Source organism: Pelagicoccus enzymogenes, from assembly GCF_014803405.1.
Classification (GTDB): domain Bacteria; phylum Verrucomicrobiota; class Verrucomicrobiia; order Opitutales; family Opitutaceae; genus Pelagicoccus; species Pelagicoccus enzymogenes.
This window is the reverse complement of sequence record NZ_JACYFG010000036.1, coordinates 293162-313384: the sequence shown is the minus strand read 5'-3', so window position 1 is coordinate 313384 and position 20223 is coordinate 293162. Positions and strand designations below refer to the sequence as shown.

16 protein-coding genes are annotated in these 20223 nt (G+C 55.8%); 5 read left to right on the top strand and 11 right to left on the bottom strand.

What is annotated here, in order from left to right; translation table 11 throughout:
* The first annotated feature begins 19 nt into the window (after positions 1-19).
* Positions 20-613, top strand: a complete 594-nt coding sequence (pgsA, locus tag IEN85_RS13665; RefSeq protein WP_191617640.1) for a CDP-diacylglycerol--glycerol-3-phosphate 3-phosphatidyltransferase — start codon at positions 20-22, stop codon at positions 611-613.
* A gap of 14 nt (positions 614-627) precedes the next feature.
* The gene (locus tag IEN85_RS13660) at positions 628-1131 is read left to right on the top strand and encodes a phosphatidylglycerophosphatase A family protein (RefSeq protein WP_191617639.1); all 504 of its coding nucleotides are present in this window, start codon (positions 628-630) and stop codon (positions 1129-1131) included.
* A 49-nt stretch (positions 1132-1180) separates the two neighbouring features.
* Here IEN85_RS13660 and lgt read toward each other — a convergent pair whose 3' ends face one another.
* From lgt to IEN85_RS13645, 3 genes are read right to left on the bottom strand one after another with little or no spacing between them, the layout of a single operon-like run.
* Entirely contained in the window at positions 1181-1987 is an 807-nt protein-coding gene (gene lgt, locus IEN85_RS13655) for a prolipoprotein diacylglyceryl transferase (RefSeq protein ID WP_191617638.1), read from the bottom strand.
* 31 nt (positions 1988-2018) lie between these two features.
* Positions 2019-3215, bottom strand: a complete 1197-nt coding sequence (locus tag IEN85_RS13650; RefSeq protein ID WP_191617637.1) for a methyltransferase domain-containing protein — start codon at positions 3213-3215, stop codon at positions 2019-2021.
* A gap of 15 nt (positions 3216-3230) precedes the next feature.
* A complete protein-coding gene (locus tag IEN85_RS13645; protein ID WP_191617636.1) occupies positions 3231-4316 on the bottom strand; it encodes a hemolysin family protein in 1086 nt (361 codons plus the stop codon).
* A 295-nt stretch (positions 4317-4611) separates the two neighbouring features.
* Here IEN85_RS13645 and IEN85_RS13640 point away from each other — a divergent pair, with 295 nt between their 5' ends.
* A complete protein-coding gene (locus IEN85_RS13640) occupies positions 4612-7017 on the top strand; it encodes a DEAD/DEAH box helicase (protein WP_191617635.1) in 2406 nt (801 codons plus the stop codon).
* Between the two features lie 14 nt (positions 7018-7031).
* Here IEN85_RS13640 and IEN85_RS13635 read toward each other — a convergent pair whose 3' ends face one another.
* Together IEN85_RS13635 and IEN85_RS13630 are read right to left on the bottom strand one after the other, a co-directional pair.
* Positions 7032-8777, bottom strand: coding sequence for a sensor histidine kinase (locus IEN85_RS13635; RefSeq protein ID WP_191617634.1), 1746 nt, complete (start codon positions 8775-8777; stop codon positions 7032-7034).
* A gap of 161 nt (positions 8778-8938) precedes the next feature.
* Positions 8939-10174, bottom strand: coding sequence for a glycosyltransferase (locus IEN85_RS13630; protein WP_191617633.1), 1236 nt, complete (start codon positions 10172-10174; stop codon positions 8939-8941).
* Positions 10175-10333: 159 nt separating this feature from the next.
* Here IEN85_RS13630 and IEN85_RS13625 point away from each other — a divergent pair, with 159 nt between their 5' ends.
* A complete protein-coding gene (locus tag IEN85_RS13625; protein ID WP_191617632.1) occupies positions 10334-11254 on the top strand; it encodes an SRPBCC family protein in 921 nt (306 codons plus the stop codon).
* Between the two features lie 6 nt (positions 11255-11260).
* Here IEN85_RS13625 and IEN85_RS13620 read toward each other — a convergent pair whose 3' ends face one another.
* Positions 11261-12007: a DUF5995 family protein gene (locus tag IEN85_RS13620; RefSeq protein WP_191617631.1), complete on the bottom strand. Its 747-nt coding sequence runs from the start codon at positions 12005-12007 to the stop codon at positions 11261-11263.
* 103 nt (positions 12008-12110) lie between these two features.
* Here IEN85_RS13620 and IEN85_RS24980 point away from each other — a divergent pair, with 103 nt between their 5' ends.
* A complete protein-coding gene (locus tag IEN85_RS24980; protein ID WP_263597538.1) occupies positions 12111-12332 on the top strand; it encodes a hypothetical protein in 222 nt (73 codons plus the stop codon).
* Positions 12333-12348: 16 nt separating this feature from the next.
* Here IEN85_RS24980 and IEN85_RS13610 read toward each other — a convergent pair whose 3' ends face one another.
* From IEN85_RS13610 to dnaE, 5 genes are all read right to left on the bottom strand, one after another.
* Entirely contained in the window at positions 12349-13746 is a 1398-nt protein-coding gene (locus IEN85_RS13610) for a DEAD/DEAH box helicase (RefSeq protein WP_191617629.1), read from the bottom strand.
* Positions 13747-13972: 226 nt separating this feature from the next.
* Complete coding sequence (locus IEN85_RS13605; protein ID WP_191617628.1) at positions 13973-14512, bottom strand: response regulator; 540 nt, start codon at positions 14510-14512, stop codon at positions 13973-13975.
* Positions 14513-14631: 119 nt separating this feature from the next.
* Positions 14632-15183, bottom strand: coding sequence for a RidA family protein (locus IEN85_RS13600; protein WP_191617627.1), 552 nt, complete (start codon positions 15181-15183; stop codon positions 14632-14634).
* Positions 15161-16276, bottom strand: coding sequence for a pyridoxal phosphate-dependent aminotransferase (locus IEN85_RS13595; RefSeq protein WP_191617626.1), 1116 nt, complete (start codon positions 16274-16276; stop codon positions 15161-15163). Before IEN85_RS13595 ends, IEN85_RS13600 begins: the two co-directional genes overlap by 23 nt.
* A 104-nt stretch (positions 16277-16380) precedes the next feature.
* On the bottom strand, positions 16381-20163 hold the full coding sequence (gene dnaE, locus IEN85_RS13590) for a DNA polymerase III subunit alpha (protein ID WP_191617625.1): 3783 nt from the start codon (positions 20161-20163) through the stop codon (positions 16381-16383).
* Positions 20164-20223: the final 60 nt, after the last annotated feature.

The window sequence follows — 20223 nt, the reverse complement described above, 5'->3', positions numbered from 1 at the left end:
AGGTTCTTGAGTGCGGAAAATGAACTTGCCCAACATCCTTACTTTATCGCGGATCCCGATGATGTTCCTCATCGTCTGGCTCATGCGTGAGTCGTTTACGGGCGCGGCGACTGCGGCCTTCGTGCTTTTTGTGGTGGCCGGCGTGACGGATTGGGCCGACGGCTATGCGGCTCGCAAGCTGGGGCAAGTTTCCAATTTCGGGATATTGATGGATGCTCTGACGGACAAGATCCTCGTTTTGGGCATCATGGTCGCCTTAGTGGACAAGGGGCCGAGCGCAGGTGGCATCCAAATGTTTCTTTTCCTCCTAATCCTCTGTCGCGAGTTCATGATCACTGGACTGCGTCTGGTGGCGGCGACCAAGGGCGTAGTGATGGCGGCGGAAAGCGCGGGGAAGCAAAAGACGGTGACCCAAATCATCGCCTTGGGTGGATTCTTGTTGGCGATGAGCTTCCAGGTCGACTGCTATCGGTGGGGATTGCCGTACGCGAGCGATATTGCCTATTGGATAGAGTGGGTCGGTCGCGTCTTCTTCTGGATCTGCACGGTGATGACTCTGTATTCAGGCGCCAAATACTTCAAGAAGTACGGCGAACTGGTATTTAAGGACTAAGGATAACTTTTTCGATGATCAAAAATCCGAGATGGGCCCGCTTTTGGCCGGATAAGGCAGTGGTGAATCTAGCTACGATCGGTAGCTTGGGACAGTTTAAGGCGCCGGGAACCTGGGGCTCTGTCATGGGCGTGGTTTTCTATGTGGTTTTCGTGGCCCATATGAGCGATTTCGCGGCGGCGATTTTTTTGGCTGCAGCGTCGTACTTTGCGATCGGCGTTTGCGGGGAGGCTGAGAAGCGACTCAAGAAGGTGGATCCAGGCGAGATCATCCTCGACGAGTTTGTGGCGATGCCGATCTGTTTTCTCGGACTGAGCGGGATCAACCACCACCCTCAGTACGTTCTGATCCTCTTGGCTGGTTTTCTTCTATTTCGCTTTTTCGACATCTTGAAGCCGCTCGGCATCAAGAAGCTTCAGCGGTACCATGGAGGTTTCGGGGTGGTTGCCGACGACGTGGCCGCTGCCCTGATCGTAGCGGTACTACTGAACGTTGGGGTGCGGTTGCTGCTGGGGTAGCTTCGTTTTGACGCACGCGGAGCGGGCGTCCCACCTGAGGGCTGTGGTGCTACGCTCCTTTCTTGCGGCGTGCGTAGAGGATGAGGGCGAGGCCTGCGAGCGCCATGAAGATCGACAGCACGGCCCCGCGGTTGAGGCCCATGAAAGGGAGGATGCCGGCGTCGTGCTCGCGGAATTGTTCGCCGATGATGCGGACGATGGAGTACCCGAGCAGGAATTCTCCACCGATCTGTCCCGGATGGTTCTTCAGTACGGGCGAGGTCCAGATGCGCAGCTGGGTGTAGGCGAGCATGAGCAGGCCCTCTAGTCCGGCTTCGTAGAGCTGGGACGGGTGGCGCGGCATCATGCCTGCCCCAGGGAAGATGACTCCCCAGGTGCCGTCCGTGGGTTTGCCCCAGAGCTCGCCATTCTGAAAGTTTGCAAGGCGTCCGAGGAGAAGGCCTGGGGGAGCCAAGGTCGCGAGAATGTCGCCGAGTTTGAGGAAGCTGATCTTGAAGCGACGCGACATGATCCATCCCGCCAGGATTACGCCGACGAATCCGCCGTGGCTGGCCATGCCGCCGTCGGTAAACTTAAAGAAGGCCAGCGGGTCTTCGAGAAGGGTACGTGGCGAGTAGAAGATGAAATACCCCAAGCGGCCGCCAACGATAACGCCTGCGATGATTCCGAGGAAAAGGTCGCTTTGCTGGTTGGTGTCGAGCGGGGAAAGGCCCTTCTTGTAGTAGAGATGCAAGAGCCAAGCGCCGATCATGAAGCCGAGCACGTAGGCCAGTCCGTACCAGCGAATCGCCAAGGATTCCGTGAATTGGAAGATGATGGGATCGAGATCGTGCGTCCAGGGGGGAGAGAATGGCATTTAGAGAATTGGCTTGTTTCTGGCCCAGTACTCACGCGGGGTACTGGCCTTCGTGTATATCGTCGAGGTCTACTTCCCAGCTCAATTTCGTTTCTGATATTTTTTCCACGAGCACCGAACTGCTCGTGTAGGCGATGGCTTCTTCCATGGGGTCGAACCGTTTCGTTTGAATGAGCGGGTGGATATTGGCTTCTCCTCCACATGCAGCATCCAATATTCTGAAACCGGTCGACTTGTTGAAAAGCGCTCGCCAAGTGTCAGTGGAGAATCGCCAAAAGTCGTAGGGCGACTCGTGCAAGGGCCACGCTTGATGGGTGTGAAGCATGCACTTTCCTCCTCGCTTCAATACTTTGTTTATCTCGATTGCGGCTTTCCAGGGCATGGCTACGTGCTCAATCACGGAAAGGGCAGCGATCGCATCTATCGAGTTTGGTTCGAAGAATTTTGAGAGCTCATGGATGTCCCCAACCACGTCCACGTTTGGCCCCTTGCGAATGTCGAAGCCGACATATTCGTTTTGTAGGCCAAATTGGCTTTTTCTCACAACGCCTGATCGAGCTCGAGAACCGAGTTCTACCACTTTTAGGGGTGATGGGGACTGGTGCAGCCATTCGAAAAAACGAGCGCAGATTTGGTGGGATTGGTCTTTCGACCGTACCGTGTTGGCGATGCTACTCAGTAATGTGGGGGCTCCAGTCGTTTTAATCAGAAGACTGAGTTCTTGCGTGTCCCAGCTATCGGCTACCTCAACTTTGACTGTGAGGGTTCGGATGCCGTTCTCGTTCGTTTCAACAAAAGGAACTGCGGTAGAACCCTCTCCAATCGTATCGCTGTCAGGAAGGAGATGGACGCTCTCGATTGGAACGGTCGTGTTCAATCTGAATTTGCCGAAATAGATACCGTCATGAATCCGGTGCTCAAGAGCTTCGGTGGTTTCGCGGTCACCTGTCGTATCTATCGGAACTCTAGAAATGCTGCCGTTTTCGAAAACGAATTCGAGTATGCAGCAGGATGCATCAGTTTCTAGATGGAGATCGAAGCGGGCATTTACAGCGTCCCTCCCGTAATGTTGGGCGACGTCTTCGCTTGGCATGGCGAAACCGCTAAGCGGAACGCGTTTGTCGCTAACTTCTCCATATACTTGCCGTACTTTTTGACCTGGCTTGAAACACCATCCAAGGATACGAATGCCCCCTTTTTCCCGGGTGGCCTTATCAATGACGTGCATGGGAGGCAGTTAATTTCACTTAGGATCCCCGTCCGTGTTGCTACTGCCTTGTTCGGCGCTTGCGTCGGTGTTTTTGCTTTTGGCTTCGGAGCGGGCGAATTCGCGCATGTCGATGGCGACGTCGTCCTTTTCGAAGATTTCGCGGCCGAGGATGTATTCCATGATGTCCTCCATAGTGACCACGCCAGCCATCGAACCGAACTCGTCCACGACGACGAGCAGTTGCTGGTGAGTCTTGAGGATGCTTTGTAAGGCGGCGGCGACGGTAACGGTCTCCGGAACGAAATGGACCTCGTTCATGATCTCGCCCAAGCGAATCCGGTCCTGATCTTCGGCGACGTACTTGAGCAGGTCGCGGCGGCGGACCAAGCCTACTATTTGGTCGATTTCTTCGTCGTAGACGGGAAGGCGAGCAAAGGGGATGTTGGGATAGGTGCGGAAGATGTCGCCGATGGTAAGCGACTTCTCGAGGGCGGTTACGACCACTCGAGGGGTCATGATGGAACTGACCATCTCGTCGTCGAGCTTGAGGGCGTTGGTCACCATGTTGGACTCGCTGCTGGTCAAGGTACCATCCTTGGCGCCTTTTTCGGCGAGCAGGATGATTTCCTCTTCGTTCGACGAGGAGTCGTCGCTGTTTTGTTCTTCGCGGACCACGAAGCGGACGGAGAAGTCGGTGAGGGTGGTAGCGGGCCAGAGGGCGATCTTCATCCACCGGAGCGGGCTCACGATCCAAGGCTGCAGCTGCACGCGGTAAGTCACACCCAAATTTTTGGGGATGATTTCCGAAAATATCAGGATGCTCAGAGTGAGCAGGCCGGTTACCCAACCGATAACGGTGCTGTCCCAGATCTGGATGGCGAGGGAACCGACCAAGGTGGATCCGGCGGTATTGGCGATCGTGTTGAGGGTAAGGATCGCGGAAATCGTGTTGGAGAGATCCGTTTTGTGTCGCTCCAGCAGCTCGCCCTTCTTGGGCCAACGCTTCTTGAGGGACTCGATATCGGCGATGGTGGTGCTCAGAATGAGAGCCTCAAGCATCGAGCATATGAATGAAACGCCTATCGTGAAGGCGACGGCGAGCACGAACTGCGTGATCATTGGCGTCGCTGGGAGTTAAATCGCGAACTCTGCGGGTCCGGCTTAATCGTGGATAGACTTGGGAAGCTATTCGATCTTCGCGAGTCGGGTTCCTCATCGGTTTCTCCCTCGAATTGGAGAAACGCAGAACCTGTGCTGCTATCGGCTGGTTGGGCGTGCGTCATTGATTTTTCCCAAACATGGTACCCGAAGACGAAAAATCAAGGGTCATATTACCCTCGGAGAATACCCGATCTGGAGCCTGCCTTGGCGTCCCGCTATTGCAAAGGGCGCAGGGACGGTCTGTTTTCTGGCGATGGATCCTTTCGTTTTCGACCAGCAGTTTGCCAAGTTTGTGGGACAAGTCGATTCTGCGGCCCTTGCGAAGGGAACGGAACTCTACGAGTCGGGCGGGGCTCGGGTGGACGTACTGGGGAGCTCTTTGATTCGCGGGAGCGTGACCGAGCGTCGCGAGGGGGCGTTTCAGGTACGTCTTGCGGCGAACGAGGAGGGTGGCTTGAGTGGGAGTTGCAGTTGCCCGGAGTTTTTCAATTGCGCTCATGCCTATGCACTGGCGAGAGCTGCCCGCGAACGCTTGGTGGGGCGAGGTCAAGCTTCGGGCAAAATCGAAATAAGGGCGAAGTCGCAAGAGCCTGCGGTCGAAGTGGAGTTGGGGCGGATTTGGAAGTTGGCGAAAGGTTCGGGCAACCTGCTGTATCCAAAGGATCTTTACGGGCTTGTGTCGGACCGGAAGCAGCTTGGCATTTCCGGGCGAGAGCCGATCCGCGAGCTGAAACGCGCCTTGCAAAGAGAGCAACCCCGCACGCTGGACGAGTTTGCGGGGGTGTTGCACCGCTATTTCGAACACAAGGGAATCGAACCGACGAAGGATTACGATTGGCCTACGAATCCGCAAGCGCCTGCAGCGTCCTTCATGGCTGCAACAGAGGATCGGAATTGGGATCGCCCTGCCTTGAAGCTGCAGGCGCGTGTCGAGCTTGAGAGGTCGCCGGATCGAGATTGGTTTCAGGCCCGTGCCGTTTGGGCGATCGAAGGCTGTGGTTTTTCCGGGGAGGAAATCGAATCCTTGCGCCAAGCGGAGGGAGCTTTGGTCAAATTGGAAGGAAAAGGGTGGTATCGCCTTGATGGAACGTTGCGTCAAGAGGAACAGGGGGCGCTTTCGGCGCTTGGATTGGATGCGGAGCGAGGAAACTCGCAACGGATTCACCTCTGCCAGATAGAGGACTTGTTGCCGGAGTCCATGTTGCAGGGCATGGATTGGAATGAGCTTCGTGTCAGAGCCAAGTCGCTTGCGGCGCGAGGGAATCCAGCGGCTCCAACGGTCTTAAAGGGAGTGTTGCGGCCCTACCAAAGCGATGGCTTCCATTTCTTGTGTCGCTTGAGCCAGCTCGAGCTAGGGGGCGTTTTGGCAGATGATATGGGCTTGGGAAAGACCTTGCAGACCCTTGCTTGGATGCTGTGGCTTTCCGAGCGAAAGAAAGGCGATTTTCGCGCTCTCGTTGTTTGCCCAAAGTCTGTAACCGATAATTGGGTACAGGAGCCAAAGAAGTTCGGAACCGGATTAAAATCGCTTCTCTTTCACGCCAGCCAAGGAGGGATCGGGAATGCGAACATCGTTGTCGCAAACTACGCGCAACTTCGTATCAATGCGGAAACGTTTCTCGCCGAGGAGTGGGATGCCGTGGTGCTAGACGAAGCCCAGTATATCAAATCGCCCAGCTCTCAAACGAGCAAAGTTGCATATCGGCTCAGGGCTCGCGAACGCTTGGCGCTGACGGGAACGCCGATCGAGAATAGCCTAACGGATTTGTGGAGCATTATGCGATTTGCCATGCCTCGACTCTTGGGCCCCTTGCCGACTTTCAGGGTCAATTACAGTAGCGCCCGAGGCGACGAAGCCCTAGTGGACTTGAGGAGAAGGATGCGTCCGTTTTTGCTGCGGAGGCTAAAGCGCGAAGTGGCCAGGGATTTGCCGGATCGGATAGAAAAAGATATTTACTGCGAATTGGAAGGCTGGCAAAGGGAGCGTTACGAGGAGGAGCTTGCAGATGCTCGAGCCCTTCTGAAATCTTCGAGTGGGCAAGGGGGCAGTTTCAATGTCCTGCAAGCGTTGCTGCGATTGCGGCAGGTATGCTGCGATACGAAGTTGTTAGGGGATGCTGGGTGTGAAAAGGAGGAGCCGTCGGCCAAAGTGCAGGCCTTGTTGGACCTAGTGGAGCCTCTGGTTGCAGAGGGGCATAAGGTGCTCGTTTTTAGTCAGTTCGTTCGAATGTTGGAGATCGTAGAGAAACAGTTCGAAGCCTCAGGGATTTCGTACTTGAGCTTGACGGGGAAAAGCAAGAATCGGGCAGGGCTTGTAGAGCGTTTTCAGAGCGAGCAAGGCGAGAGCGTCTTTTTGCTCTCGCTCAAGGCGGCTGGCTCTGGATTGACGCTTACTGCAGCCTCTTACGTCGTCTTGCTGGACCCTTGGTGGAACCCAGCGGTCGAGGCTCAGGCGATTGACCGAGCCCACCGGATTGGGCAGAAGGACCAAGTGATCGCTTACCGTATCCTTGCCAAGGATACGGTAGAGGAGAAGATTCGGAAAATTCAGCAGGAAAAAGCGGAGCTCGCAGCAGCTTTGTTCGGAGAGGGCGAAGGGATTGATTCCAAGTTGAGTATGGAAGAACTGGAGACGCTCCTAGGAAGCTCCGCGCAGTGAGTTGAACCGCCCGCTTAGGCGACTTTCGGGATTTTGAGCGTGAAAGTGGTTCCTTTGCCGAGCTGGCTACGAACGATAATTTCGACGCCCAAACGTTCGCACATGCTTTTCACAAGATAGAGGCCTAGTCCGGTTGAGCTTTCGCCACCAGTCGGTTTGGCGGAAAGGCGGGCGAACTTCCCGAACAGCTTGCGTTGGTCTTCTTCGCTGATTCCTGGACCTGTATCAGAAATCGAGATACGAACGTAATCTGTCTCCGATTGGGTGCTGACCTGGATCTTGCCGTATTCAGGTGTATATTTGATCGCGTTGCTAATCAAATTGTTGAGGCAAATGGAGAACCACTCTGGATCCGTGCGGAAGCTTAGGTCTTCAGCCGATTCGCCCTTGATCGAAAGCTGGATATTTTTTCGTTCTGCATGTTCCTTGAACAAGGAGCATGAGTCCTCGACCAAGCTCGAGGGGCTCACGGTTTGCGAGCATATCTTTACGTCATGTCCCTCGATTCTCGACACGTCGAGGAGCGTCTCAACGAGAGAGAGCATGCGCTTGGAGCTGTCCGATATGTCATTGATGAATTCGACCGGATCGTCCTCGTCAAAGTCGATCACCTCGCATAGCCCCATGATTCCGTTGAGCGGGTTGCGTAAATCGTGGGCGACGATTCCTATGAATTCGTCCTTTTCCTTGTTGAGCTTGGACAATTCGTTGTTCGCCTTTTCCAGCGAAGCGGCTGATTGCTCGATACGGGTCTTTTGGCGCTCGATCTCTTGATTGGTTTTGCAGAGCTCTTGGTTTCGCCGTTCTAGGCGGTCGTGATGGCGCTTGATGGAGACGATGAAGATCCATGCGACCACCGCTGTGGTGACCAGGGCTATGAGAATGTTTATGAAGAGTTCTTTCCTAAACGGTTGCAGCTGGGCGTCCTCGGTTTGCTCGACTATCAAGAACCAGCTCAATTCTGGAACGAAGCGGCAGTTGAGCAATCTGGTTCGTCCGTCCCGCTTGTAGGAGAGGTTTGCCGTTTCACCGGCGAGCAGTGCGTCGGCTTTCGTCTCGAGGCCTTGGATGCCTTGCAGTTTGGGCTCGTTCAGCAAGGGGCTGTTGGAAGGGCGCAGGACAATTTTTCCCTGCGTATCCACAAAATAGATCTGACGGTCGTACTTCGCTTCGTAGCGGCTAATGAGGTGGTTGACGCGATTGACCGTAAGGCCGACGCCGGTCGCTCCGATGAAATTGCCTTGGTAATCCTTGACCCGGTAGTTGATGAAGATGGTCATCTCATCTTGATTGGCGAGGTCCGGGTCGACGTTTATTTCGTAGTCCTCTGGCATGTCGCGCACGCGGAAATACCATTCGTCGCGCGGATCGTTCTCGTCTATTCGTTTCAGGATGCCTTGTGGGTGGTAGTAAGTTCTCGTTTTCTCAGAGACGAAGAAGCTGCTGACCGTGTTGTACTGGATCTTCAGCTCGTGCAGGTACTTTGTGATTTCACCTTGGTCCGCCTCGCCCTTGAGCGTCCAGTCCTTGAGGAAGGTGTCGTTCGCCATGAGTGAAGAGATGAAAACGGGGCGCAGCAGATCTCGCTGTATTTCGGAGTAGACGTTGTCCGAGGTGAGCGGTAGGGAGGTTTCGACGATGGTCTGCCGCACGTTGCGCTTCGAGACGAAGTAGCTGCTAATGCTGTTGGTCAAGAATCCAACGAGGAGAAGGAGGCTAACCAGCCATGCCCAGCGGTACTGTGTGGAAAACGGAATCATTTCAATGCGCTTGCTAATTCGGAAACGTGTGGAGAAAGGGGTGAAATACCTTTAGCTCCGCTGGGTCCAGACTGGAAAACGAGACAGGAGTATTTATAAGCCCTTTGATATCTGAGGATCATCGAGCGATGCAGCATTGAAAATGGAGTGGAACTTGGCTTTCAGCCCTTTGATGTCCCTGGCGTTTTGGTCCGGTTTTTCGCCTCGATCCAGCGGCTCATGAACTCCGTGGAGCGATGTTGGTGATGGTTGAGAAGCTGGCCGACGAAGTTTGCGGATCGCGTCTCGTGGCGGCGATCGTGGGCCTTCTGAAGGATCTCGGGCAGTTTGGGGAGCCAATGGGATTCTGGGAAGCGTTCCTCGGCGATTTTTAAGCCGCAAGTTTGGGCGTGGCTCCAGGCTTGGGGTGAAGCGTAGATCTCTGCGGCTGTTTCGCTAAACTGTAATGGATCGATGGATACGAGGCTACCCCAATCGAGAGTCCCTTGCATTCCTTCAACTGCGATGGGGCTCGCGATGCTAGGGGTTCCCGCGAGAAAGGCGTCGGCGAGCTTGCCCTTGAGTCCCGCTCCGAAGCGGAGCGGCGCCAGATTAACTCTATAGTTCGAGAGGGTTTGGATTGAATCTCTGGCTCTACCCAGAACGCGGAACCCGCTTTTTTCGCTGTGCAGCTGCTTTGCTTTCTCGGGTAGGTAAGAGCCGTAGATGTCGAGTTGGGCCTGAGGCAGTTTTTGGCGGATGAGGGGCCAAATTTCGCGATGGCAGAATTGCACCGCGTCCCAGTTTGGCTCGTGGAGAAAACTGCCGATCATCACGAAGTCCTTACGCTCGTCGAAGGCCGCAAACGTTTTAGGTGGCTTCGGGAGGGCAAACGGCCAGTAGGCGAGGTTTTCCGCTGGAACGGGAAAGTGCTGGGCCAAGGTCTCGATTTCGAACTCAGAGATTATGAGCGAAAGGTCGACGCGCAAGAGTGCTGCGATTTCTCGCAGCGCGACCTGATTGCCAAGAGAGAGCGGTTGAGCGCTTTTCAAGCTTTGGCGGCGCGCTTCGCGAAGGCAGTGTAGGTCGCTGGTATCGATGACGCGCAAGCTCTCTGGGAGGGACTTCGCAACCCGCCAGCCGAATTGCTCCTCTGTCATGTAGCGGTCGAAGATGACGATATCGGGAGCGAGTTTGGCTACCCAATTGTCGAAGCTGCTGTCGTTCAATTCAATGTCATGAGTTCGAATCGAAAAAGTAGCCTCTAGGTCGCAGCTGTGCTCGGATTGTTGCGCGGCGCAGGCGAAGTGAATTTCCCAGTCGGTCAACTTGAGGCTGCGAATAAGGTCTAGGGTGCGGGTTCCCGCTGCGGAAGAAGTCGGCTCGGGCCAGATCTTGCCTATGATCAATACTCTCATGTCAAAGCTCACTTATTCGAACTAGGAGGGGCGGATACCAGTTAAAATTGAGTTTCAGGCGCCTGATGGAGCTCATGGCTATTTACATGCTTCTTCGGAGCGTTAGGGTCTGTCCTGTGCGACCACGCGTTTTTCCAACTCCTAACGCCACGACTAGCCATGCCAAAATTTAGTCTCGAACGAAGCATTGCGATCAAGGCTCCTGCTGCCTCGGTTTTTTCAAACGTCAAAGATTTCCGCAATTGGGTAAATTGGTCGCCGTGGATCTTGGCTGAGCCTGGGTGCCAAATCGAATATGCGGATGATGGAAACAGCTACAGCTGGTCGGGAGACATCATCGGAGCAGGCGGGATGGAAGTGAGGGATTTGGTCCCAGACGAAGAGATCCGGTACCGGTTGACTTTCCTCAAGCCCTTCAAGTCAGTTTCTTCAGTGTCGTTTCGCTTCCGGGAATGTAATGAAGAAACCATTACGAGCTGGAGCATGTCTGGTAGCCTTCCTTTTTTCTTTTTTTGGATGAAGCGGACGATGGTCGCTAGCATATCGAGGGATTATGACCGGGGACTGAGGATGTTGAAGGACGAGATCGAACGCGGACAAGTTCCGTCTCAGCTAAGGTTTGCTGGCTTCGAAAAAGTAGAAGGCTTTCCCTATTTTTCAGTAAGCGGGGAGTGCAGTCTTGCCGCAATCTCGCAGCGATTGGGTGCAGACATGCAAGAAGCGTCCGCCAAGCTAAAGAATGCAGGAGTTGCGCTAGCGGGAGCTCCTGTTTGTTTCTATGAGACCTTCAACGTTTCGGAGGGGGTGACGCGCTATCGCCTAGCTTTTCCGGTCGGAGCTGGCGCGACCTGTCCCGAGGGTATGGAGACTGGGGCACTGCCGTCGCTGAAGGCCTATGCGATCCACCATACGGGGCCATACCGTCACCTCGTAAACGCTTGGGCTGCAGGCATGATGCATCAGCGAGCCAAACTTTTTGAGATGAACAAATCCGTTTCTCCTTTCGAGATGTATCTGGGGGATCCGTGCGAAGTCCCAGAGGAATCCCTTTTAACTAAGGTCTATTTCCCAGCTAAATAATTTTTGCTATTGGGTATCTAGAATTTTGATACGAGTGCTCACGTCCCCGCGTTCGAGGATGCGGATCGCTAGCAGGATTAGCCTTACTGAGAGCTTCTTAGGATTGGCAATGCAGCGTGAGAATGCAGCAACCGCGAGGTCGCGACGGGAGATCATGTCTTCACGATGGGCATCGGAAGAAAGGCATAGTTCAAGTGTCTGGGTCCAGGCTTTGTCGCGAGCGTAAGCGATGCTGAAAATGCTGAGATTTTCGTCGATGGGGCCAAGCAATCGGTCGGCAATGCCGAGCGGGCGGAAAATCCGCGTGAGGCGAGCTTGCGTATCGTTGATAAGGCTTTCGAGCACGCGATTTATGGAGTGGAAGTCTGTTTTGAGGGAGAGCGGTTTTTGGGGTTCTGTCTCGGCGGCTGCGATACCGAGGTCCAAACTGATATGGGCATTCATCCCGAGGAGCAGGTGCTGCAAGGTGATAAGCCTTTTCGAAGAGGAGGAAAAGGCGGCGAGCCAGGATTGGGACGCGTTTTGACCGGAATGGAAAGAACGGTAGGCATCAAGGTAGCGGCTGGCGAAAATGATATCCAGTTTTTCCATACGCTCGTTGTCTTCGAACTCACCGTGTCGAATTCCGTCTCTTACGGAAACGGTGACGCGTTTGTAAAGGGCAGCAAAGTAGCCGAGCGGACTCTGCTGCTCAACAGAAGCTTTAACGATGTCGTCCAGTTCGGTTATGACTTCATCAATCGTTCGGATCATGGCCATTGAGTATTTAGTGAGATGGTCGCAGGTTCGAGCAATTGTTTGGATACAAAAACACGCACAGCTCTTTGGAACGGTGCGTGTTTGATAGTGCCCTGAGATGCTTCAGGAATTATTTTTTCGAAAGTACGAGGAAGGCGTGGATGACGCCGCCGATCCCGAGAAGAAAAACCCAAAGGAGTATGTTTATCAAAAGGTCCTTCCCGGCCCCCTTTTTAAGGAAGACGGCGAGGGGAGGGATGAAGATGGCGAGGATTATGTCGAGGATACTCATAGCGAACAAGTTGATAGATGGGCACTTGGAGAAGGTCAAGGGCTATGAGAGTGACTCTTTCTCGCTAGAACTTCGGGCGATTGGGCGGACGGCGATTGCGACGGTTGCGCAAAGGGGCGCCGGCCGTGGTGGAGACTGGGCTCGCGCTCGGATTGCTGGCTGGCTTGGTGCCCGATTGAGCGTTTGGATTTTGTCCTGGCTTGCCAGATTTTCGACGTTGAGGCCGGTTACTGCCTTTGCCCTCCTGACGACCGTCCTGCTGTCTTGGTCCTCTGGATACTTGCTGTTGCTTCTTCGGCTTTTGCGGGTTGGCGATGCGTCGCGCTTCGCGACCGATAACACCTTGGGGGCTGAGTTCGAGCAGAGTGATCTCTCGCTTCAGCAGTTTTTCGATGGATACGAGGTAAGCTTCTTCGTCTGCGGAAACGAGGGATATGGCCTTGCCTTTCTTGCCGGCTCGCCCTGTGCGGCCGATGCGGTGCACGTAGTCTTCAGGAACGTTCGGTAGTTCGAAATTAACTACATGCGGCAGGTCGGCGATGTCGATGCCGCGGGCGGCGATGTCAGTTGCGACGAGGACGCGTATGTAGTTGGTCTTGAAGTCTTCGAGAGCGCGTTCGCGGGCCCCTTGGCTTTTGTTACCGTGGATGGCGGCGGCAGTGATGCCGTCGGAGTTGAGCTGTTTCGCGAGACGGTTGGCACCGTGCTTGGTACGGGTGAAGACGAGAACTTGTTGCCAATCGCCGTCCTGGATTAGCGCGGAGAGGGCGGAGCGCTTGTTCTTTTGTCCAATGGAGTAGGCTTCTTGGGCGACTTGGTCGGCAGTGGAGTTGCGTGGGGCGACTTCCACTTCGACGGGATTGCGCAGGATGGTGTCGGCTAGCTTCTTTACTTCCTTGGCGTAGGTCGCGGAGAAGAAGAGGTTTTGCCGTTCTGTGGGGAGCAGCTTGAGGAGCTTCTTGATGTCATGGATGAAGCCCATGTCGAGCATGCGGTCGGCTTCGTCGAGCACGAGGGTTTCGATGGCTCCGAGCTGGGCCTCGCCGCGCTGGCAGAGGTCGAGCAAGCGTCCGGGAGTGGCGACGATGATGTCGAGCCCGCGGCGGAGCTTTGAAATCTGGGGGTTGATGTTTACGCCGCCGAAGAAGCAGGCGGAGTGCAGGTTCAAGCCGTGGCCGTAGTCGAGGATGCTTTGGTGGACTTGGGCTGCGAGCTCGCGGGTGGGGGCGAGGATGAGGGCCCGCGGGCGCTTGTTTTTGAAGTTCGACTCAGAGAGGCGCTGCAGGAGCGGCAAGCTGAAGGCGGCTGTTTTTCCGGTGCCGGTTTGAGCTCCGCCGAGGACGTCGCGTCCTTCGAGGATGGCAGGGATGGCTTTGGCCTGGATGGGGGAGGGCTCGGTGTAGCCTTTGGCGGCGACAGCAGCGGCGATTTCCGGACGGAGTCCGAGTTTTGCGAATGGCATATAGTGTTCGGTAGTGGCGGTCGCGGCCAGAGGTTCGATGACCTTGGCTCCGATCTGGCGACTTCCGTTTGGCCTGTTAGGCGGAGTTAAGCTTCGCCGCGACAAAAGTTGGTTTCTACCGGAGCGATGCGTCGGCCGATCAGAAGGCAGACGCGTTTGAGGTGCGGAGGGTTAGCGCAAAGATGCGGTTTCGCCTAGGAAAAAGAGTAACTCTTTTTGGGGAGGCCTAGTTGAGGCCGTCTGAAAGGATGACTTGATCGTCGGCAATGAGATCGTCTTCGTTGCGAACCGCGTTGCTGGATGATCGAGGCATGGCCGATTCTTTCTTCTGCTTTTCCAGCCTCTCCGCCTCTTCCATCTCCATGGAATGGGTCACGGCATCAGCGAGATGACGTAGCAGCTGGCCTTTGCGAATGGGCTTGGAAAGGGCGCGGTAGCGGGCCCCGTCGATTTGGAAAAAGTAGTTTGGTTTTGCGGCGCGGTTGGCGAGGATTCCGGTAAGGAACAAGTATTTCGTGAAGCGACAGTCGTTGTTGTAGGTGAGCTCCTCGACGATCTTGGTCCCCTTCATATCAGGAAGCATGACATCCACTATCATGGCCCGCGGCGGATTCATTTCGGCGATGTGCAGAGCGTCTTTTCCTTCTCCGCATTCGAGTACGTCGTAGCCAGCTTGTTCCAGGATGCGGGTGATAAGCTTGCGGGAGGTGCGATCATCTTCGACGACGACGACGCGGTGCTTGGATTTGGGCCGGATTTTTTGCATTTAGAGCCGTTGGTGGGACAACTCACGAATCGTCTATCCGTAGAAGTTCTTGAACGGACATCGCTAATTACCGGTGATTTCAATGAAAATAGTGTCAAGAAGCCGGCCTTTGAGTCGCTTCAGTCTCTGACTTGGATGATAGCGGAGATTTCCACTGGGGCCCCGAAGGGGAGGGATTGGGCACCGATGGCGATGCGCGAGTGGCGGCCTTTTTCGCCGAAAACTTCTACGAGGAGGTCCGAGCAGCCGTTGATGACTAACGATTGCTGCTCGAAATCGGGGGTAGAGTTGACGAAACCTTCAACCCGCACGATTCGCTCCACCTTGTCGAGATCACCGATTTCCGCTTTCAAGGCGGCGAGCAGGGCAATGCTCACCAAGCGAGAGGTCTGATAACCGTCTTCCACCGAGAAGTCGTAGCCTAGTTTGCCTTTGATGAACTGATTGTCAGGACCTTTTGCGATGGCTCCTGCAAGAAACACGAGATTGCCGGATCGGACCGCGGGCTGGTAGTTGGCGACTGACTTGGAGGCGGGAGGGAGTTCAATTCCGAGCGCTTTCAGTCGTTCTCCGGGCGAACTCTGCGAGTGGAGAAGGGTGGCTGTCAGTATCGAAAAAATAGATACGTATAGCGCTTGTGTGAATGTCTTAGAGTACGAAGGAAAGCGCATCGGTTAATTTGTTCATCTGTTCCATCGTGCCCATGCTGATTCGCAGGTAGTCTTGCCCGAAGTACTTGCGAGGACTGATCTTTAAGTTGTAGGCGCCGAAAATTGCGTCCGCCACCATCTGGGAGTTTCGCTTGGTGGGAGCTAGCACGAAGGTTGTTACGGAGGGGATGTAGAATTGGCCGATGGAGTCGTAGTACTTGCAAAGGTAGTCGCGAGATTCCGCAGTTCGGCGTCTTACGGCTGCGAGCCATTCTTGGTCTTGGTAGGCGGCGATAGCGGCTTCCAGAGAGGTGTGGCTGCAGCCGCAGCCGATGCCAGTGACGTAGTAGCGTGAGATCTTAGCGGCGAGCTCCGGAGAGGTGACGGCGTAGCCGACACGCATTCCGCCGAGGCCGTAAGCCTTGGAGAAGGTGCGCAAGACGATGACGGGCAGGCCCTCCCGCACGCAACGCATCATGGAGAGCTTGTCGACATCGCCAGCGTAGTCGATATAGGCCTCGTCGACGAGCACTGGGCACTTTTCGGATACGCTTTTGCAGAAGGCGTAGAGCTCGCCGGACTGGGCTAGCGTACCTACCGGGTTTTCCGGATTGCATACGTAAGCAAGGCTCGTTTTTTCCGTAATTGATTCTTCGATACGCGTGAGGTCGACTTGGTAGTCGGAGGTCCAGGGGACCTTGACGTGTTCGACGCCAAACTTTTCGGCCCACAACATGAGCGGGTGGAACGAGGGATCCGAGCTGACCATGTTTTGCCCCGGAGAGCTGAAGGCTCCGGCGGCGCCCATGGTGATGTCGGACGAACCGGCGCCGAGAATGACTTGGGAGGGGGCGACGTCTTCGCGTTGGGCGATAAGCTTCTTGAGCTTTTCTTGAGCTTCCAAGGGGTACTCGTTGGCGTAGACGAGCGAGGAACGGATGGCGGATATCGCCTTGATGGACGGACCGAACTGGTTCTCGTTGATAGAGAGGTTGGTGAAGCCGTGTGAGCTTGCAATAGGGGTAAAGGTCCGATCTTGGGCGAAGGCTTTCTGGGAAACGCAGGCAGCCCCCACGGCGATCGAAGCGGATTTGATCCAGTCGCGTCGGTTCATAAGGTAGACATCTTTTGGCCTACCGTAAGCGGGTTTCGCGCCACGGAGAGCGGCGCTTTAATTGGAGCAGCGGTAGGGGGTCGCGACCAAGGTCGCTCCTACATTTAGCTCGCTTTGGGCGCCCAGCGGCGTTCGCGTTGCTTCACTTTGACCGGCTCGGTTTCCACGATGCAGCCGACGACGGCTTTGTGCTTTCGGAGTTCGGTCCATTCCTTGGTGTTCACCCGCCAGCCGAGAGAACTGGCGGTCGCTGCGGATGTGATGCAACTCTCGGAGATACGGAAGGCGATATCGCTGGGGGTGGAGCCGCGGGTGCGGTCGAGCACTTCGCGTAGCTTGTAGAGGAAACTGTCGGTGTCCTTGTCGGGATCGAGGACCCAGGTGATGTGCTTGATCTGGCCAGGCATAAAGGCGTCGAGCGGATGGACTTCGAGTACGTTGAGGCGGACTTCGCCATCGCGGCGGATGACGGTACCCTTGATGACGACCAGCTTGTCGTTCTCGAGGTTGTGTCCGTATTCCTCGAAGGCGTCGGCGTAGCAATTGACGGTGAGAGAGGTCTTGCGAGTACCGAGGTTGAAGAAGGCCCACGGACGGTTGTCCTTGCGGGATAGTTTTTTGACCACGCCGCCAGCGACGCCGCAGGCTTGGAACTCGACCTTGTCGCCGAGGTTGTCGACCTTCTCCAGGTCGAAATTGGTGAGGGCTTCGGCGAGGCCTTTGTATTCATCGAGTGGATGCCCGGAAACGTAGAAGCCAAGCAGTTCCTTCTCGTAGCGAAGCATTTCGCTTTTCGAGAATTGCTTGCTGAGGTCCCACTGCGGGGGAGCGTCCTTCTCCTTGGGCTCTTCCACGATCATGTCGAAGAAGGATTCCTGGCCGCGTTCCTTGTCGCGTTGGGCCTCTGCCGCTTGGTTCATGGCTCCCTCCAGTCTGTGGAAGAGGGAGCCGCGGGGTTCTCCGGTGAAGTCGAAGGCGCCGGTCTTGATCAAGTTTTCTAGGACGCGCTTGTTAACGGCTTTGGTATCTACGCGTTCGAGCAAGTCGTCTAGACCTTCGTAGGGGCCATTGGCGTCGCGCTCGGCGATGATGGTTTTGGCTGCGGAGTCGCCCACGCCTTTGACGGCGCCCATTCCGAAGAGGATGGAGCCGAGCTTGCCTTCGGCTTTGTCCTCTTCGCTGTCGACCACCGGAGTGAACATTTCGTTGGACTTGTTGATATCCGGCGAGAGGACGCGGATGCCCATGCTGTTGGCCTCGTCGATGAAGTGGGAAACCTTGTCGGCGTTGCCCAATTCGGCCGAGAGCAGGGCGGCCATGAACTCGACCGGGTAGTTGGCCTTGAGGAACGCGGTGCGGTAGGAGAGCATCGCGTAGGCGGCGGAGTGCGACTTGTTGAAGCCGTACTGGGCGAACTTCTCCAGGATGGCGAAGATGTTGAGGGCTTCCTTTTCCTTGATGCCGTGGGTGGCGGCGGCGCCGTCGACGAAGATCTGCTTTTGGGCCTCCATGACGGAAGCGATCTTCTTGCCCATGGCGCGGCGAAGCATGTCCGCTCCGCCCAGCGTGTAGCCGGCGATGATACGGGCGGATTCCATTACCTGCTCCTGGTAGACGAGGACGCCGTAGGTTTCGGATACGAGTTCCTCGAGAAGGGGGTGGGGGATTTGGATCTTCTTGGGGTCGCGCTTGCCTTCGATGAACTGCGGAATGAACTGCATCGGCCCTGGTCGGTACAGGGCGATCAACGCGATAATTTCCTCGAAGACGGAGAGGCCGATCTGCTTGCAGAGGTTTTGCATGCCGCCCGACTCGAGCTGGAAGACGCCGACGGTGTTGCCGGCGTTGAGTAGGTCGTAGGTTTTGGGGTCTTCCAGGGAAACCTTTTCGATGTCGAAGTCCGGCAGGTTACGGGTGCGCTGGATGTTGTCTTGGGCGTCGGAAATGACGGTAAGCGTCTTGAGGCCCAAGAAGTCCATCTTGAGCAAGCCGAGGTCTTCGGACGGGCCCTTCGGGTACTGGGTGGTGAGGTCGCCTTCCTGCAGGGTGACGGGGACGAGATTGGAGATCGGTTGGTCGCCGATGATGATGCCGCAAGCGTGCTTGCCGGTGTTGCGCACCATGCCTTCGATGACCTTTCCGTGCTCGACGATCTTCTTGGCGACTGGGTTGACGGCGATTTCGTTGCGCAGGTCGGAGGACTTTTCGACGGAGTCGTCGAGCGAGATGTTAAGCTCGTCCGGGATCATCTTGGCGATCTTGTCGGCCTCGGCGAACTGCAGGTTGTTTACGCGAGCGAGGTCGCGCACGATCATCTTGGCTCCGAAGGTACCGAAGGTGATGATGTTGGCCACGGAGTCATGACCGTATTTTTCGCGTACGTAATTTACCACTACGTCGCGGCGGCGCATGCAGAAGTCGATATCGAAGTCCGGCGGGGAAACGCGCTCAAGGTTGAGCATTCGCTCGAAGAGCAAACCGAAGCGCAGCGGATCGATGTCAGTGATTTTCAATACATAGGCGATGATACAGCCCGCGCCCGATCCACGGCCCGGGCCGACGGGGATGCCTTGGCTGCGGGCGTAGTTGATGAAGTCCCATACGATGAGGAAGTAGTCGACGAAGCCGGTGCCGGTGATGATGGCCAGCTGGAAGTCCATTTGGCCGCAGACGAATTCGGCGAAGTCTTCGCGTTGGCCTTCCTTGGGCACGTAGGCGGAGCGATTGTCGTAGTCGACTCCGTAGCGTTCCTTGAGGCCCTTCTTGCAGAGGTCGAGCAGGACGAAGCCGTTTTTCTTATGCTTGGTCCGCTCCTCTACGGTGAGCTTGCAGACGGTGTCGTCGCCGTTCTGCTTGTTGACCTTGGTTTTTTCGAACTCGTAGATGTCGAGGATTCGGTCGAAGGCGGCGTGGTCGTCCTTGTATCCAAGTTCTGGAGGACATTCAAAAATCGGGTAGTGGTCCTCGCCGAACTTGATCTCGAGGTCGACCATCTCGGCGACGTGCACGGTGTTGTCGAGCGACTCGGGGACTTCCTTGAAAATCTCGTACATCTCCTGGCGGCTCTTGAGGTAGAACTCCTGGGAGGGATACTTCATGCGGTTTTCGTCGGAGATGATCTTGCCTGTCTGGATACAGAGAAGGGCGTCGTGCGGCAGGGCGTCCTCCTTGTAGACGTAGTGGGAGTCGTTGGCGCAGATGACCTTCAGGTCGAACTCCTTGGCGAGCTTGAGCAGGCCGGGGATGATGCGGCGCTGGACCGGCATGCCGTGGTCCTGGATCTCGATGAAGTAGTTTTCCTTGCCGAAGATGTCGACGAAGGTAGCGGTGGCCTTACGGGCGTTTTCCTCGTCCCCGTAAATCAAATACTGAGCAGCCACGCCGTTGATGCAGCCGGAGAGGCCGATGAGGCCCTTGGAGTATTTGGCGAGGGTGTCGATGTCGGCTCGCGGCTTGTAGTAGACGCCGTTGACGTGGGCGTCGGAGACGAGCTTGCAAAGGTTTTGGTAGCCTTCGAAGTCCTTTGCGATGACGCCCTTGTGGTGGATTTGGTATTTCGGGAAATCCTCCTTGGGCGGGATGTAGTCTTCGGGGATGTCGCCGATGTCGTCGGTGCGCTTGCGTTCGCGTTTGGGGCGCTCGGACTGCTTGTGGTCGTTGACGTAGTAGAGCTCGCAGCCGATGAGCGGCTTGATGCCGACCTTTTTGCAGGAGCGGTAGAAGTCGATGGCCCCGAAGAGATTACCGTGGTCCGTCATGGCGAGGGCCGGCATGCCGAGCTCCAAGCAACGTTGGGCGGCGCGCATCGGCTTGGCGCAACCGTCTAGGAGAGAGTAGTGGGTGTGGTTGTGTAGATGGACGAAGGGGCCTTCGGCGGGATTGGACATGCGACGGAGTGAAGCGTGAAAATCGGAGCGTGGAAAGGGAAAGGTTTTAGGAGTTATTCA

Bases quoted from the DNA above. Each gene is read 5' to 3' on its own strand.
- IEN85_RS13660 (WP_191617639.1), top strand. From the start codon at position 628: ATGATCAAAAATCCGAGATGGGCCCGCTTTTGGCCGGATAAGGCAGTG.
- lgt (WP_191617638.1), bottom strand. From the start codon at position 1,987: ATGCCATTCTCTCCCCCCTGGACGCACGATCTCGATCCCATCATCTTC.
- dnaE (WP_191617625.1), bottom strand. From the start codon at position 20,163: ATGTCCAATCCCGCCGAAGGCCCCTTCGTCCATCTACACAACCACACC.
- IEN85_RS24980 (WP_263597538.1), top strand. From the start codon at position 12,111: ATGCTTCAGGAATTATTTTTTCGAAAGTACGAGGAAGGCGTGGATGAC.
- IEN85_RS13635 (WP_191617634.1), bottom strand. From the start codon at position 8,777: ATGATTCCGTTTTCCACACAGTACCGCTGGGCATGGCTGGTTAGCCTC.
- IEN85_RS13620 (WP_191617631.1), bottom strand. From the start codon at position 12,007: ATGATCCGAACGATTGATGAAGTCATAACCGAACTGGACGACATCGTT.
- IEN85_RS13630 (WP_191617633.1), bottom strand. From the start codon at position 10,174: ATGAGAGTATTGATCATAGGCAAGATCTGGCCCGAGCCGACTTCTTCC.
- IEN85_RS13645 (WP_191617636.1), bottom strand. From the start codon at position 4,316: ATGATCACGCAGTTCGTGCTCGCCGTCGCCTTCACGATAGGCGTTTCA.
- pgsA (WP_191617640.1), top strand. From the start codon at position 20: ATGAACTTGCCCAACATCCTTACTTTATCGCGGATCCCGATGATGTTC.
- IEN85_RS13605 (WP_191617628.1), bottom strand. From the start codon at position 14,512: ATGCAAAAAATCCGGCCCAAATCCAAGCACCGCGTCGTCGTCGTCGAA.
- IEN85_RS13625 (WP_191617632.1), top strand. From the start codon at position 10,334: ATGCCAAAATTTAGTCTCGAACGAAGCATTGCGATCAAGGCTCCTGCT.
- IEN85_RS13595 (WP_191617626.1), bottom strand. From the start codon at position 16,276: ATGAACCGACGCGACTGGATCAAATCCGCTTCGATCGCCGTGGGGGCT.
- IEN85_RS13610 (WP_191617629.1), bottom strand. From the start codon at position 13,746: ATGCCATTCGCAAAACTCGGACTCCGTCCGGAAATCGCCGCTGCTGTC.
- IEN85_RS13600 (WP_191617627.1), bottom strand. From the start codon at position 15,183: ATGCGCTTTCCTTCGTACTCTAAGACATTCACACAAGCGCTATACGTA.
- IEN85_RS13650 (WP_191617637.1), bottom strand. From the start codon at position 3,215: ATGCACGTCATTGATAAGGCCACCCGGGAAAAAGGGGGCATTCGTATC.
- IEN85_RS13640 (WP_191617635.1), top strand. From the start codon at position 4,612: ATGGATCCTTTCGTTTTCGACCAGCAGTTTGCCAAGTTTGTGGGACAA.